Genomic DNA, 13,916 nt, shown 5'->3' with positions numbered 1-13,916 from the left:
AAGACGATGGTGCGTGGGAGGACCCTATGAAGAAGAATTTTGTTGCGCTGCTCGCCGCATCGGCGCTCGCCAGCCCCGGTATCGCTTTCGCACAAGACGCCGCGCCCGCCGAGGAGCAGGGTGGGCTGGAAGAAATCATCGTCACCGCGCAGAAGCGCGCCGAGGGCCTGTCGGACGTGCCGATCTCGATCTCGGCGATCAGCGGCAAGCAGGTCGAAAATTACGGCCAGACCAATCTCGAACAGATCAGCTCGTCGGTCCCGAACCTCAAGATCACGCAGACCGCGATTGCCAACCGCATCGCGATCCGCGGCATCGCATCGGGCGACAACAAGGGGTTCGAACAGTCGGTCGCGATGTTCGTCGACGGCGTCTATTATGGCCGCGATCAGCTCTCGCGCCTGCCGCTTGTCGACATGGAACGCGTCGAGGTGCTGCGCGGGCCGCAGCCGACGCTGTTCGGCAAGAATGCCATCGCCGGCGCGGTCAACATCACGACGCGCAGTCCGACCGACGAATTCGAAGGCTCGGTCAGCGGCCTCTATGAATTCAACCACAAGGAATTGCAGCTCACCGGCGTCTTGTCGGGGCCGCTGAGCGACGGGGTCGAGGCGCGCGTCGTCGGCTATTACCGCAAGATGGACGGCTATTTCTACAACCAGAAGCTCGACCGCGACGAGCCGAACGTCGACGAGAAATATGTCCGCGGCAAGCTGGAGTTCGACAAGGGCGGTCCGTTTGCCGCCGAGCTCAAGCTCGAATATGCCGACTTCGAGATGAAGGGGCAGCCGCGCGACGTCTTCGGCGCGGTCGGCAATTACAACACCGTCTTCCAGGGGCCGTTCTTTGTCAGCACGAACCCTGACTATGTTCGCGAAGACAATGGGTATGAAAGCAAGAACAAGGTGTTCGGCGCGACGCTGAATGCCGATCTCGAACTCGGCGAGCATACGCTGACATCGGTCTCGTCGCTGCTCGACTACAAGACGCGCGAGATCGTCGACGTCGATTTCTCGGGGATCAGCTTCCTCGATGGCACCAATCTGCGCGAGGATTATCGCCAGTTCAGCCAGGAACTGCGGCTGACGTCGCCGGGCGGCGAGACGTTCAACTATATCGGGGGCGTCTATTACCAGCACGCCAAGCTCGATGTGCAGGATTTTACCCGCTTCAACTCGACCTTTCTCGCTCTCGGCGCGCCTTTCAACGCGCTCGGCGACACGCGTAACGACCGCGATTATGCCCAGAAGTCGGACCTGATCTCCGCTTTCGCGCAGGGCGAGCTGTCGGTCACCGACCAGCTACGCATCACGGCGGGCGCGCGATTCAATCATGAAAAGAAGAGCGGCAGCCGCAGTCTCGCGATCGTGCAGGGGCCGCTCAACACGTTCAACCCGCTTATCGTTGCCGCCACCTTCCGCGCGCTCAATATCGAGGCGCACAGCGTGTCGGGCAAGCTCAGCGAAGACAGCTTCAACCCGATGGTCAACGTCCAGTTCGATGCGACCGACGATCTGATGCTCTATGCTTCCTATGCCAAGGGGACGAAGGCGGGCGGCTTCGATATTCGGTCCAACTCGTTGCCGGGGTCGACGACGGTCGCGAAGCCGGGCGCGTTCATGTTCGAGGATGAAAGCGCGGACAATTTCGAAGCGGGCCTCAAATACAAGGGCCGCAATGTGGCGTTCAACCTGTCGCTCTATCGCACCGATTATAAGGATCTTCAGGTCAATATCTTCGACGGCACGCTGAACTTCAACGTTCGCAACGCCGCCGAAGCCCGCACGCAGGGCGTCGAGGCCGATTTCCGTGCCGCCGTGGCGCAGGGGCTGACGATCAGCGGTGCCGTTGCCTATCTCGACTTCAAATTCTCGAACTTCACCGACGGCCAATGCTATTATCTGCAAACACCGGGCGCGAACGGCTTCTGCGACTATTCGGGCAAGCGCAACGCCTTGAGCCCCAAATGGTCGGGCAATCTGAACGTCGATTATACCACCCCGGTGACCAGCGACATGAAGGTCGCGTTCAACGTCAACGCCGACTTCTCCTCCTCCTATATCGCGTCGGCGAACCTCGATCCGCGCACGCATCAGGACGGTTATGTGAAGCTCGGCGCACGTCTGGCGCTGGCGCAGGTCGACGATCGGTGGGAGGTCGCGCTGATCGGGCGCAATCTCACCAACCAACGTATCCTGCAGACCGCGAGCTCGATGCCGCTGGCGACGACGATCACGCGGAACGCAGGCAACGCCTATAACGGCATCGTCGACCGGCCGCGGACGATCGCGGTGCAGCTGACCGGGCGTTTTTGATGCAGCGGGAAGGGCGGCCCGGGCCGCCCTTCCTGTCGCGGGTGCCAGCCTTGTCGATACATCGCCCTTGGTCTAGGGGCGGGGAGAGGTAAGGACGGCTTATTTGAAACACGACCGCACGATCAGGGCCTGTTCGATCTGGCGCGCGCTCGATGTCGTCGGCGATGTTCCCGTGCTGCTGCTGATGGAGCAGGCGTTTCTCGGCACCCGCAATTTCGATGAGTTCGTGGCGCGTACCGGACTCGCGCGTTCGGTGGTCAACGGCCGCCTCAAAAAGCTGGTCGAAGAGGATTGCCTCGCCAAGGCGCCGAAGAAGGGCGGCCGCGGTTATCGCTATTATCTGACGGAAAAGGGCCGCGATCAGTTCCCGAACGCGCTGATGATGCTGCGCTGGCAGCATCACTGGGAAGCCGACAGCCGCGATTTCCGGGTGCAGCTCCACCACGCGGCATGCGGCCATGCGACCGAACCGGTGCCCGCGTGCGCGCATTGCCATGCCGAGATCGACCCGCGCGACGTCGACTGGCGCGAAGGGCCGGGGCTGGCACAGGTCGTCCCGCATTACGAGCGCCGCCGCTTCAACGGCGACGTCGGCGCGCGGCGGCCGGGCGGTCGGCCGCTCGTCGACACGATGATCGAATTGTTCGGCGACCGCTGGGCAACCCTCGTCGTCCGCGCGATGTTCACGAGCATCAACCGCTTCGACGATATCCAACGCGACACGCTGATGGCGACGAACATCCTGACCGGCCGTCTCGAGCGGCTGGTGCGGCAGGGGATCTTGAAGACCGTTCCCTATTCGACGCATTCCGATCGGGTCGAATATCGCCTGACCGCCAAGGGCCGCGACCTCTATCCGGTGCTCCTCGCGCTCCTCCAATGGGGGGACAAATGGTTTTCCGACGAGCGTGGACCACCCCTGCTGCTCACGCACCGCCCGTGCGGTCACGACCTTCATATGGTTGCCGCGTGCAGCCATTGCGGTGACGAGCTGCAACTGTCGAACAGCGGCTTCACGATCGAGGCGACCGAGAGCGGAGCGTGACATCGCGCCGGCTCGCGACTATAGGCGCGATATGCGGACGCTGATGCGCCTCCTGACCGGCCTGCTGGTTTCGCTCTCGATCGGATTCGGGAGCATCGCGCATGCCGCCGAAGCGCCGGCCGCGATCACGGCGGATATCTGCGCCGAAGAAACGGGGCATACGCAGGGCGAACCCGCGAACGATCCCGACAAGATGGGTCTCCACAATCACGGCGGCTGCCATGGCCACCATCAGGTCGGCGCCGTCGGCACGCCCGATTCGGGGCTCGCATTGCCGCTCAACGGCCTGAATTTTGCTGCCGGTGCCGATTTCGTGCCACAGCTGATCCCCGACGCGAACCTGCGGCCGCCGATCGCCTGAACCAGCCCGCGCTGCCGGAAATCCCGGCGGCTGATTTTGGCTTGTTCAGGATAATCCACGATGAAATCATTATGGGCGGCCATGCTGGCCGCGCCGCTCTGTGCCTTGCCGGCGCAGGCGCAAACCTCGCCCCCGTCCGCGGGCGGCGACGTGCTGACCCTAGAAGAAGCGCTGGCTGACGCCGGTGCGACGACCCCGCTGACACAGGCGGCCGAAGCCGGCGTCTGGGCCGCCGAGGCCGGGCGCAGCGTCGCGAAGCTTCGGCCCAACCCGTCGGTCAGTGTCGACACCGAAAACGCGCTCGGCACCGGGCCGTATCGCGGGTTCAATGAGTCCGACACGACGGTGGCCTTCGCGCTGCCGGTCGAACTCGGCGGAAAAAGATCGGCGCGCGTGGCGGCCGCCGACGCCGGTATACAGCGCGCGCACGTCGACCTCGCCATCGCGGAGGCGGATCGGCGGGTCGCGGTGACCGAAGCCTATGTCGCGGCGATCGCGTCAGAGCGCCGTGCCGTCGTTGCCGAAGCGCAGGTCGCGGTCACGACCGAGAATCTGCGTATCGCGCGCGATCGCGTGATGGTCGGCGCCAACTCGCCGATCGACGAACAGCGCGCGGCGCTCGAACAGGTGCGCGCGACGACCGATGCCGAAACGGCGCGCCTGACAGCGGCGGCAACGCGCGCGACGCTGGTGCAATATGTCGGCGATAGTGCGCGGACGGCGCTCGATCAGCGCTGGTTCGACGGCGCCGCGGCAAGGGGGCAGGGGCCATCCGTGCCGGTCGACGCCCGCGGCACGCTGGCGTTGGCGGCGGCTGCGGCCGATACCGCCGCGGCAGAGGCAGGGCTCCGACTGGCGCGCAGCCAGCGCGTCCCCGACCTGACCCTGACCGCCGGGACGCGGAGGCTCGAGGCGAGCAATGATCAGGCGATGGTCTTCGGCGTGTCGGTGCCGTTGCCGCTGTTTAACAGCGGCAAGGCGGCGGTAACGCAGGCGGCGCGCGAGCGCGACCGCACCGAAGCGCAGGGCCGGATCGCGCTGTTCGAGGCCGAGCGCGCGATCGCCGCCGCCGAGGCCGATCGCGATCGCGCTGCGACGGCAGTGCGGGCGTCCGAACCGGCGCTGGCCGCGGCGACCGAGGCCGCGCGGATCGCGCGCGTCGGCTATGCCGAGGGCAAGTTCGACCAGCTCATCCTGCTCGATGCCGAACGCACCCTGCTCGACACGCGCCGCGCCGGAATCGACGCGCGCGCCGCTTACCATGATGCCGTCGCGCGCCTTGAGCGGCTGACGGTCCGGCTGCCCGCTGAGGGAGACAGATAATGACCACCAAATCCAAATATCGGGCGGCGCTGCCGCTCGCGCTGACGCTCGTTCTGGCCGGTTGCGGCCAGCAGGCGGCGGTACCGGCCGAAAAGGCCGAAGCGAAAGAGGCCGAAGCCGAGGGCGCCGTCCATCTGACCGCAGAGCAGATCAAGGCGGCGGGGATCGTCCTCGTTCGCCCGACCGCGGGGGCGGGGGTGCTCAGCCTGCCCGCGACGATCGAAAGCGACCCGCAGGCGACACAGGTCGTCTCGGCGGCGATCGGGGGCCGTGTCGTCGCGCTCAACCGCAATCTCGGCGAAGGCGTCCGCCGCGGCGAGGTGGTCGCGGTCATCGAGAGCCGCGATGCCGCAGGGCTACGCGCCGAGGTCGAGGCCGCGCAGGCGCGCGCCAATCTCGCGCGCTCGAACCTCGCGCGCGAGGAGCGGCTTTTCGCGCTCAAGGTCTCGCCAGAACGCGATCTGATCGCCGCGCGCACTGCGATGACCGAGGCGAACATCGCGCTTAGACTCGCCTCGCAGCAGGTTTCAGCCGCAGGTGTCGGCGGCGGCGCGCTCAACCGCATCGGCGTCGTCGCGCCGATCGGTGGGCAGGTGACCGCGCGCAGCGTCGTGCTGGGCCAGACCGTCGCGCCCGACGCCGAACTGTTCCGCGTCGCCAATCTCGGCCGCGTCGCGATCAACCTGTCGCTGACCCCGGCCGATGCCGGACGCATCCGCGCGGGCACACCCGTCGAGGTGCGGTCGGGTGCGCGCTCCGCGACCGCGCGGGTCCATTTCGTGTCGCCCGTCCTCGACGCCGCGACGCGCCTCGTTCCGGCGGTCGCCCTGCTCGAAAATGGCGGCGGCGTGTGGCGGCCCGGCGAGCCAGTGACCGCGCTGCTGCAAATCGGCGTATCGGGCGACGCGGTGAGCGTCCCCGACAGCGCGATCCAGACCGTGGAGGGCCGGACGAGCGTGTTCGTCCGTACCAAGGACGGCTTCCGCGCCGTCCCGGTGACGGTCACGTCGCGCGTCGGCGGCATGGCCACCGTCACCGGCCTGTCGGGCCGCGAAAGCCTCGCAGGCGAGGGGAGCTTCACCCTGAAGGCCGAACTTGCCAAGGGCGAAGCCGAGCATGGGGGCCACTGACATGATCGCCTCCATCGTCAATTTCGCGGTCGCGCGGCGCTGGTTCGTGCTGCTCGTCACCGCCATCGCCACGCTGATCGGCGCCTGGGCCTTGGCCCGTCTGCCGATCGACGCCGTTCCCGACATCACCAATAATCAGGTCCAGATCACCGCACGCGCGCCCGCGCTGTCGCCCGAGCAGGTCGAACGGCAGGTCGCCTTCCCGATCGAAACCGCGCTGGCGGGGATTCCCGGGCTCGAAAGCACGCGCTCGCTCAGCCGCAACGGCTTTGGACAGGTCACCGCGGTCTTCACCGATGCGACCGATATCTATTTCGCGCGCGCGCAGGTCGCCGAGCGGCTGCGCGATGCCGAACGCGCGCTGCCCGAAGGCGTCGACCCCGAAATGGGGCCGATCGCGACAGGGCTGGGCGAGGTCTTCATGTGGACGGTCCACATGGAACACCGGAAGGACGACAAGCACAAGCCGGGCGAGCCCGGGATGCAGCCCGACGGGAGCTATATTACCCCCGAGGGTGACCGGCTGGTCACCGACGCCGAAAAGGCGACCTATTTGCGCACCGCGCAGGACTGGATCGTCACCCCGCTGCTGAAGCCGATCCCGGGCCTTGCCGGCGTCGACACGATCGGCGGCTATGTGAAGCAATATCAGGTCGTCCCCGACACGCAGCGGCTCGCCGCGCTCGGCCTCAGCCTTGGCGATCTGGCAACCGCGCTCGAGGCGAACAATCGCGCGATCGGTGCGGGGGTCGTCGACCGCAACGGCGAAGGGCTCGCGGTGCGCTCCGACGCGCGCATCGGCGGGGCCGAACAACTGGCGCAGACCGTGATCGCGACGCGCGGCGGGGTGCCGATCCGGCTCGACCAGGTCGCAAGCGTGCGCACGGGGCAGGCGATCCGTATGGGTTCGGCGTCCGAAAACGGCCGCGAGGTCGTCGTCGGCACCGCGATCATGCGGATCGGCGAGAACAGCCGGAACATCGCGGGGCTCGTCGCCGGGCGGCTCGACGAGATCAATGCGTCGCTGCCGACCGACATCGTCATCCAGCCGGTGCTCGACCGCACCGGACTCGTCAACGCGACGATCCAGACGGTGGCGAAGAATCTGACCGAGGGCGCGCTGCTCGTCATCGTCATCCTCTTCCTGCTGCTCGGCAATTTCCGCGCGGCGCTGATCGCGGCGCTCGTCATCCCGATCACGATGCTGCTGACCAGCTTCGGGATGCTGAAGGGCGGGGTGTCGGCGAATCTGATGAGCCTAGGCGCGCTCGATTTCGGGCTGATCGTCGATGGCGCCGTCATCATCGTCGAAAATGCGCTGCGGCGTATCGGCGAACGGCAGCATCAGCTCGGCCGCACCCTCGACCGCGACGAGCGTCTGGGTGTCGTCGCCGCGGCCGCACGCGAGATGATCCGGCCGTCGGTGTACGGGCAGGCGATCATCATCCTCGTCTATGTCCCGCTGCTGACGCTCACAGGCGTCGAAGGGAAGACCTTCACTCCGATGGCTATGACGGTGATCGTCGCGCTCGCCGCGGCGTTCGTGCTGTCGCTGACTTTCGTTCCCGCGATGCTGGCGATCTGGCTGTCGAAGCCGGTCGATGAAAAGGAAGGACGGATCATGCGCTGGCTTGGCGCGCGTTACGAGCCCGGGCTCGACCGCGCGATGGGCCGGCCGCGAAAGACGATGCTCGCGGCGGTCGCCGCGCTGTTCGTTGGCGCGGGTGCCTATGTCACGCTGGGGCAGGAATTCCTGCCGCAGCTCGACGAGGGCGACCTCACCGCGCAATTGCTCCGCGTTCCCGGCACCTCGGTCGACCAGAGTCAGGCGATGCAGCTTCGCGCCGAACGCGCGCTTGCCGCGCTGCCCGAGGTGAAGTTCGTCTTTTCGAAGACCGGCACCGCCGAACTCGCGTCGGACCCGATGCCGCCGAACATCTCCGACACCTTCATCATCATGAAAAGCCGCAAGGATTGGCCTGATCCGCGGCTGACGAAAGCCGAACTGACGGCGAAGGTCGAAAAGACGCTCGCCGGTCTGCCCGGCAATGCGTTCGAGATCAGCCAGCCGATCCAGATGCGCTTCAACGAACTGATCGCCGGGGTGCGCGGCGACGTCGCGGTCAAGGTTTTCGGCGACGACAGCGACGCGATGGCGGCGACCGCGAACCGCATCGCGGCGGTGCTGCGTCAGACCGAAGGCGCGACCGACGTTCGCGTCGAACAGACCGAAGGGCTGCCGATGCTCGATATAAGGCCGAAGCGCGACGCGATGGCGGGCCTCGGCATCACCGCGGCGGCGCTGCAGGAAACCGTCGCCGCGGCGGTCGGCGGACGCGATGCCGGGGTGATCTTCGAGGGCGACCGGCGCTTTGCCGTCACCATCCGGCTCTCCGATGCCGCGCGCGCCGATTTCGCGGCGCTGGGACAGGTGCCGGTGCCGACCCCGGCAGGCGGCTTCGTCCCGCTCGAAAGCGTTGCCGAACTCGCGGTCGTTGACGGGCCGAACCAGATCAGCCGCGAAAATGGCAAAAGGCGGATCGTCGTGCAGGCGAATGTCCGCGGCCGCGACATCGCAAGCGTGGTCGAGGATGCGCAGGGCGCGATCCGCGAACAGGTCCGCCTGCCCGCGGGGCAATATGTCGAATGGGGCGGGCAGTTCGAAAATCTCGCCTCGGCGCGCGACCGGCTCGCGCTCGTCGTCCCCGCGTGCTTCGCGCTGATCCTGCTGCTGCTTTACGGCGCGCTGGGTAGCGTACGCGATGCGGCGATCGTCTTCACCGGCGTGCCGCTCGCGCTCGTCGGCGGGACGCTCGCGCTGGCGCTGCGCGGCATGCCCTTCTCGATCTCGGCGGCGGTGGGCTTCATCGCGCTGTCGGGGATCGCGGTGCTCAACGGGCTGGTGATGGTGACATCGATCCAGCAATTGATCGCCGAGGGCAAGGCGCGTGCCGAAGCCGCGAAGGCGGGCGCGCTCGCAAGGCTGCGGCCGGTCGTGATGACCGCGCTCGTCGCCTCGCTCGGCTTCGTGCCGATGGCGCTCGCGACCGGCGCGGGGGCGGAGGTGCAGAAGCCGCTCGCAACGGTGGTGATCGGCGGGCTGATTTCGGCGACTTTGCTCACCCTGTTCGTGCTGCCGACGCTCTATGCTCGCTACGGGCGTCCGCGCGCCCGTAGCGCTGACATCGAAACCGCGCCGGCGGGCGGCGTGGCGGAAGGAGCCTGACGATGGGACAGGATCACAGCCACGACCATGTCGCGGGCGCCAATGCCCGGATGCTCGGCTGGGCGTTGGCCATAACGGCGACCTTCCTTGTCGTCGAAGTGGCGGGCGGGCTGTATTTCAACAGCCTCGCCCTCCTGTCCGACGCCGGTCACATGCTGACCGACGTTGCGGCGCTCGCCATCGCGTTGCTCGCGATCCGGCTTGGCGCGAAACCGCCCGACGAAAAGCGAAGCTTCGGCTATCGCCGGTCCGAGATACTGGCCGCAGCATTCAACGCGCTGATGCTGTTCGCCATCGCCATCTATATCTTCGTCGAGGCGATCGACCGGTTCCGCGATCCGCAGCCGGTCCAGTCGTGGGGAATGATGGCGGTCGCCGCCGTCGGCCTTGTCGTCAACCTCGTTGCCATGCGGATGCTCGTCGCGGGCAAGGAGGCGAGCTTCAACGTCAAGGGCGCCTATCTGGAGGTCTGGGCCGACATGATCGGGTCGGTCGGTGTGATCGTCGGTGCGGTCCTGATCCGCTTCACCGGCTGGACATGGATCGACCCCGTGGTCGCGGTGCTGATCGGGCTGTGGGTGCTGCCGCGGACATGGATATTGCTACGCGGGACGGTGAATATCCTGCTCGAAGGCGTTCCCGACGACGTCGATCTTCGCGAGGTCCGCGACACGGTGAAGCGCGTGCCCGGCGTGGTGAAGCTGCGGCAATTGCACGTCTGGTCGATCAGCAACGGCATGAACCGCGCGACGGTTCATGCCGTTGCGTCGCCGGAAAGCGACATCGGCGGATTGCAACGCGATATCGCCAAATTGCTCCACGACCAATTCGATATCGCGGACTCGACCATTCAGGTCGAACCGGCCGTCAGGGCATGAGCCGGCCTTCGTCGCGCCGCGGCATCGGCGCGACGAAGCGCAGGAGTATCGCCGTCAGGACAAGCCATCCGGTCGAGATGAAGAGCGCCGCCGGCAACGACGACAGGTCGGCGATCAGGCCGAGCGTGTAGGCGCCGAGCGCCATCGCGCCGAAGGTGACCGCCTGATAGATCGACAGGCAACGGCCAAGGATTTCCTCGGGCGAGCGGAGCTGCATCGCGACGTTGAGCGTCGTCAGCATCGACACCCACGCCCCGCCGGCGACAAAGGCGGCAACGACGGCCCATGCAAGGCTTGCCGTCAGCGCCACCGGCAGCATCGCGGCAGCAAAGATCAGCGACGCGGCGGTGACGACCCGGTCGCTGCCCCAGCGGTGGCGCGCCGAACTCACCAACAGTGCACCGAAGATCGACCCTGCGCCGAAAGCCGCGAGGCACAGGCCATAGGTGATTTCGGTCCCATGCAGCCGGTCGCGGACGAGCGAGGGCAGCAGCGCCTGGAACCCCGCCGCGCCGAAACCGAAGGCAAAGCCGCGAATGAGTACGCGGCGTACCGGGTCCGAATGCGCGCAGAAACGGATTCCGACTGCAATCGCGGTGAGCATCGACGTGCGGCGGCGGGGTGTGGTTTCGGGATGCCAGCGCAGCAGCACGACGATCAGCACGATATAGCTGATCGCGTTGAGGCCAAAGGCGGCCGCGGTGCCGACAATCGAGATCAGCAGTCCGCCAAGCGCCGGGCCGACGCTGCGCGCGAGATTATAGGCGATGGTGTTGAGCGCGATTGCTTGTGGCAGGTCGCGCGGCCCGACCTGCAGCCGCACGGACGCTTGCCAGGCGGGGCCGTTGAGCGCGGTGCCGCACCCGACGGCGAGGGTGAAGAAGAGCAGCGACAGCGGCGTGATCGCGTCGAGATAGGTCGTCAGCGTCAGCGCCGCCGAGACCAGCAGCATACCTGTCTGTGCGGCAAGCATCACACGCCGCCGGTCGAAATTGTCGGCGATCGCCCCCGCGAATATGCCGAGCAGCAGGATCGGGATCGTCGCGCCCGCCTGCACCAGCGCGATCAGCAGGTGCGATTGGGTGAGTTCGGTCATCAGCCACGCCGCGGCGACCGACTGGATCATCGACCCCATGTTCGACGCGAGGTTCGCGATCCAGATCGCGCGGAACGCCGGGTAGCGGAACGGCGCGAGCGCGGAGGGCGGGGCGGGCGTGTCGGGACTCACCTGTCTGCGCCTAACCCCGCCCGCCAGCCGCGGCAAGGCCGGCCTATTCGGTCAGCTCGAATGCGGCTTCGGGCCCCTCGGCCGACGACGGCCCGACCCATAGCTTGAACTGGCCGGGTTCGCTGCCCCAGCTCATGTCCTGCCGCGTGAACGCCAGGTCGGCGTCGGTCAGCGTGAAGCGGATTGTGCGTTTCTCGCCCTTTTTGAGCATCACCTTCTCGAAACCCTTGAGCTCTTTCACGGGGCGTGTCACCGACCCGACGAGGTCGCGGACATAGAGCTGTACGACTTCTTCGCCATCGCGCGCGCCGCTGTTGGTGACGGTGACGGTCGCGGTCAGTTTCTCGCCCGGACGGATCTTCGCCTTGTCGAGCGTCACCGGCGAATAGGCGAAGCTGGTATAGCTGAGCCCATAACCGAACGGATAAAGCGGGGTGTTCGGCGTATCGAGGTAGCGCGAGACATATTTGGCGCCCGGCGCGCCGAGTTCGATCGGGCGCCCGGTGTTCTTCATGTCGTAATGGATCGGCACCTGCCCGACATTGCGCGGGAAGGTGACGGGCAATTTGGCCGACGGATTGTAATCGCCGTACAATATGTCGGCGATCGCGTGGCCGCCCATCGTGCCCGGATACCAGGCCTCGAGGATCGCATCGGCATTGGCGTCGGCCCAGCCGATGCTGTTCGGACGCCCGCTCATCAGCACGACGATGATCGGCTTGCCGGTTTTCTTGAGTTCCTCGAGCAGCGCCTGCTGGTTGCCGGGCAGGTCGAGCGAGGTGCGGCTCGCCGCCTCGCCGGTCATATTCCAATGCTCGCCCACCGCGGCGATGATGACTTCCGATTTCTGTGCGAGCGCGATTGCTTCGGCGAAGCCGTCGGTCTTGCCCTCCGCGGCGAAATCATAGCTCGCGCCCTTGGCAAAGGCGACGCTTGTTCCCTTCGGCGCGCGCGCCTGCATGCCTTCGAGCAACGTAACGGGCCGCGTCTTGCGGTCGCCTGCTGCCGACCAGCTGCCGATCATGTCCTCCTTGCTGTTGCCGAGCGGGCCGATCACCGCGATCGACTTCGCCGAGGCGGCGAGGGGGAGGGCGTTGTCCTTGTTCTTGAGGAGCACGATCGACTTGCGCGCGACATCGCGCGCGGCCTCGAGGAACTCGGGTTTGTAGATCGTGGCCTTTTCGCGGGCCTCGTCGGCGTAGCGATAGGGATCCTCGAACAGGCCGAGGCGATATTTCATCTCGAGGATCGCCTTCACCGCAGCGTCGATGCGCTTGATGTCGACCTTGCCCTCGGTCACCGATTTCGCGAGATTCTCCATATAGACAGCGCCTTGCATGTCCATGTCGACCCCGGCGTTGATCGCCTGCTCGCCCGCCTGTTTCAGATCCTTCGAATAGCCGTGCGGGACCATTTCGTTGATCGACGTGTAATCGGTTACGACGAAACCCTTGAAGCCCCATTTGTCGCGCAGCACGTCGGTCAGCAGGTAGCGATTACCCGATGCGGGGACGCCGTCATATTCGTTGAACGACGTCATGAAGGTGGCGGCGCCTGCATCGGCGGCGGCCTTGAACGGCGGCAGGTAGACGTCGCGCAGCGTGCGCTCCGAAATGTCGACGGTATGATAGTCGCGCCCGGCCTGCGCCGCGCCATAGGCGGCGAAATGCTTGGCGGTCGCGAGGATCGTGTCGGGGCGCGACAGGTCGTCGCCCTGATATCCGCGCACGCGCGCCTTGGCGATCAGGCTGCCGAGATAGACATCCTCGCCCGAGCCTTCCGAAATGCGGCCCCAACGCGCGTCGCGCGCGATGTCGACCATGGGCGAGAAGGTCCAGTGGATGCCCTCGGCAGAGGCCTCGATTGCCGAAATTCGAGCAGCCTTTTCAATAGCTTGTAAATCCCAACTCGCGGCTTCGCCGAGCGAGATGGGAAAGATTGTGCGGTGGCCGTGGATCACATCATAGCCGAAGATCAGGGGGATTTTGAGCCGCGTCCCTTCGACTGCAAGCGCCTGTAACTCGCGCGTATATTTGGCGGTATAGGCGTTGAAGATCGCGCCGACGCGGCCCGCGCGGACGTCTTCCTTATAACTGTCGCGCATCGTCGGGCCGGTCGATTCCCAATTGCTGGTGAGCAGGTTCAGCTGGCCGACTTTCTCGTCGAGCGTCATCTTCGCCATCAGGTCGGCGATGAAACGATCCATCTTTGGATCGGGACGCATCCAGCCGGCCGAATCGACGGGCGCCTTCTGGCTCGCGCTGGCCGCGGGCTTCGCGAGCAGCGGGGCGGGGGAGAGGGTTGCCCCCACCATCAGGGTGGCCAGCGTCAGGCATGTGAGGTTGCGCGTCATCGGCGGCATGATTCGTCCTTCCCGGTCGGGTTTGCTTATACATTGTCACGAGGATTG

General features: G+C 66.2%; 9 protein-coding genes. 7 read left to right on the top strand and 2 right to left on the bottom strand.

What is annotated here, in order from left to right; genetic code table 11:
• The first annotated feature begins 26 nt into the window (after positions 1-26).
• The 7 genes from ACIPPQ_RS09310 (at position 27) to ACIPPQ_RS09280 (ending at position 10,278) form a co-directional block, all read left to right on the top strand.
• Positions 27-2,315 (top strand): TonB-dependent receptor, encoded by a 2,289-nt coding sequence (locus ACIPPQ_RS09310; protein WP_446543830.1) that lies wholly within the window; start codon positions 27-29, stop codon positions 2,313-2,315.
• A 103-nt stretch (positions 2,316-2,418) separates the two neighbouring features.
• On the top strand, positions 2,419-3,360 hold the full coding sequence (locus ACIPPQ_RS09305) for a winged helix-turn-helix transcriptional regulator (protein ID WP_446543829.1): 942 nt from the start codon (positions 2,419-2,421) through the stop codon (positions 3,358-3,360).
• A 31-nt stretch (positions 3,361-3,391) separates the two neighbouring features.
• A complete protein-coding gene (locus ACIPPQ_RS09300; RefSeq protein WP_446543828.1) occupies positions 3,392-3,721 on the top strand; it encodes a hypothetical protein in 330 nt (109 codons plus the stop codon).
• A gap of 60 nt (positions 3,722-3,781) precedes the next feature.
• The gene (locus ACIPPQ_RS09295; RefSeq protein ID WP_446543827.1) at positions 3,782-5,044 is read left to right on the top strand and encodes a TolC family protein; all 1,263 of its coding nucleotides are present in this window, start codon (positions 3,782-3,784) and stop codon (positions 5,042-5,044) included.
• Positions 5,044-6,174, top strand: coding sequence for an efflux RND transporter periplasmic adaptor subunit (locus ACIPPQ_RS09290; RefSeq protein ID WP_446543826.1), 1,131 nt, complete (start codon positions 5,044-5,046; stop codon positions 6,172-6,174). The genes ACIPPQ_RS09295 and ACIPPQ_RS09290 overlap by 1 nt, the downstream gene beginning before the upstream one ends.
• Before the next feature lies 1 nt (position 6,175).
• Positions 6,176-9,400, top strand: coding sequence for an efflux RND transporter permease subunit (locus tag ACIPPQ_RS09285; RefSeq protein WP_446543825.1), 3,225 nt, complete (start codon positions 6,176-6,178; stop codon positions 9,398-9,400).
• A 2-nt stretch (positions 9,401-9,402) separates the two neighbouring features.
• Entirely contained in the window at positions 9,403-10,278 is an 876-nt protein-coding gene (locus tag ACIPPQ_RS09280) for a cation diffusion facilitator family transporter (RefSeq protein ID WP_446543824.1), read from the top strand.
• Here the strand turns inward: ACIPPQ_RS09280 and ACIPPQ_RS09275 are convergent.
• Both ACIPPQ_RS09275 and bglX read right to left on the bottom strand, forming a co-directional pair.
• Positions 10,268-11,506: an MFS transporter gene (locus tag ACIPPQ_RS09275; protein ID WP_446543823.1), complete on the bottom strand. Its 1,239-nt coding sequence runs from the start codon at positions 11,504-11,506 to the stop codon at positions 10,268-10,270. The genes ACIPPQ_RS09280 and ACIPPQ_RS09275 overlap by 11 nt on opposite strands.
• Positions 11,507-11,549: 43 nt before the next feature.
• Positions 11,550-13,868 (bottom strand): beta-glucosidase BglX, encoded by a 2,319-nt coding sequence (bglX, locus tag ACIPPQ_RS09270; protein ID WP_446543822.1) that lies wholly within the window; start codon positions 13,866-13,868, stop codon positions 11,550-11,552.
• Positions 13,869-13,916 lie beyond the last annotated feature (48 nt).

The organism is Sphingopyxis sp. LARHCG72 (assembly GCF_052871675.1).
The sequence above is the reverse complement of the archived record's forward strand: the minus strand, read 5'-3'. Positions and strand labels throughout refer to the sequence as shown.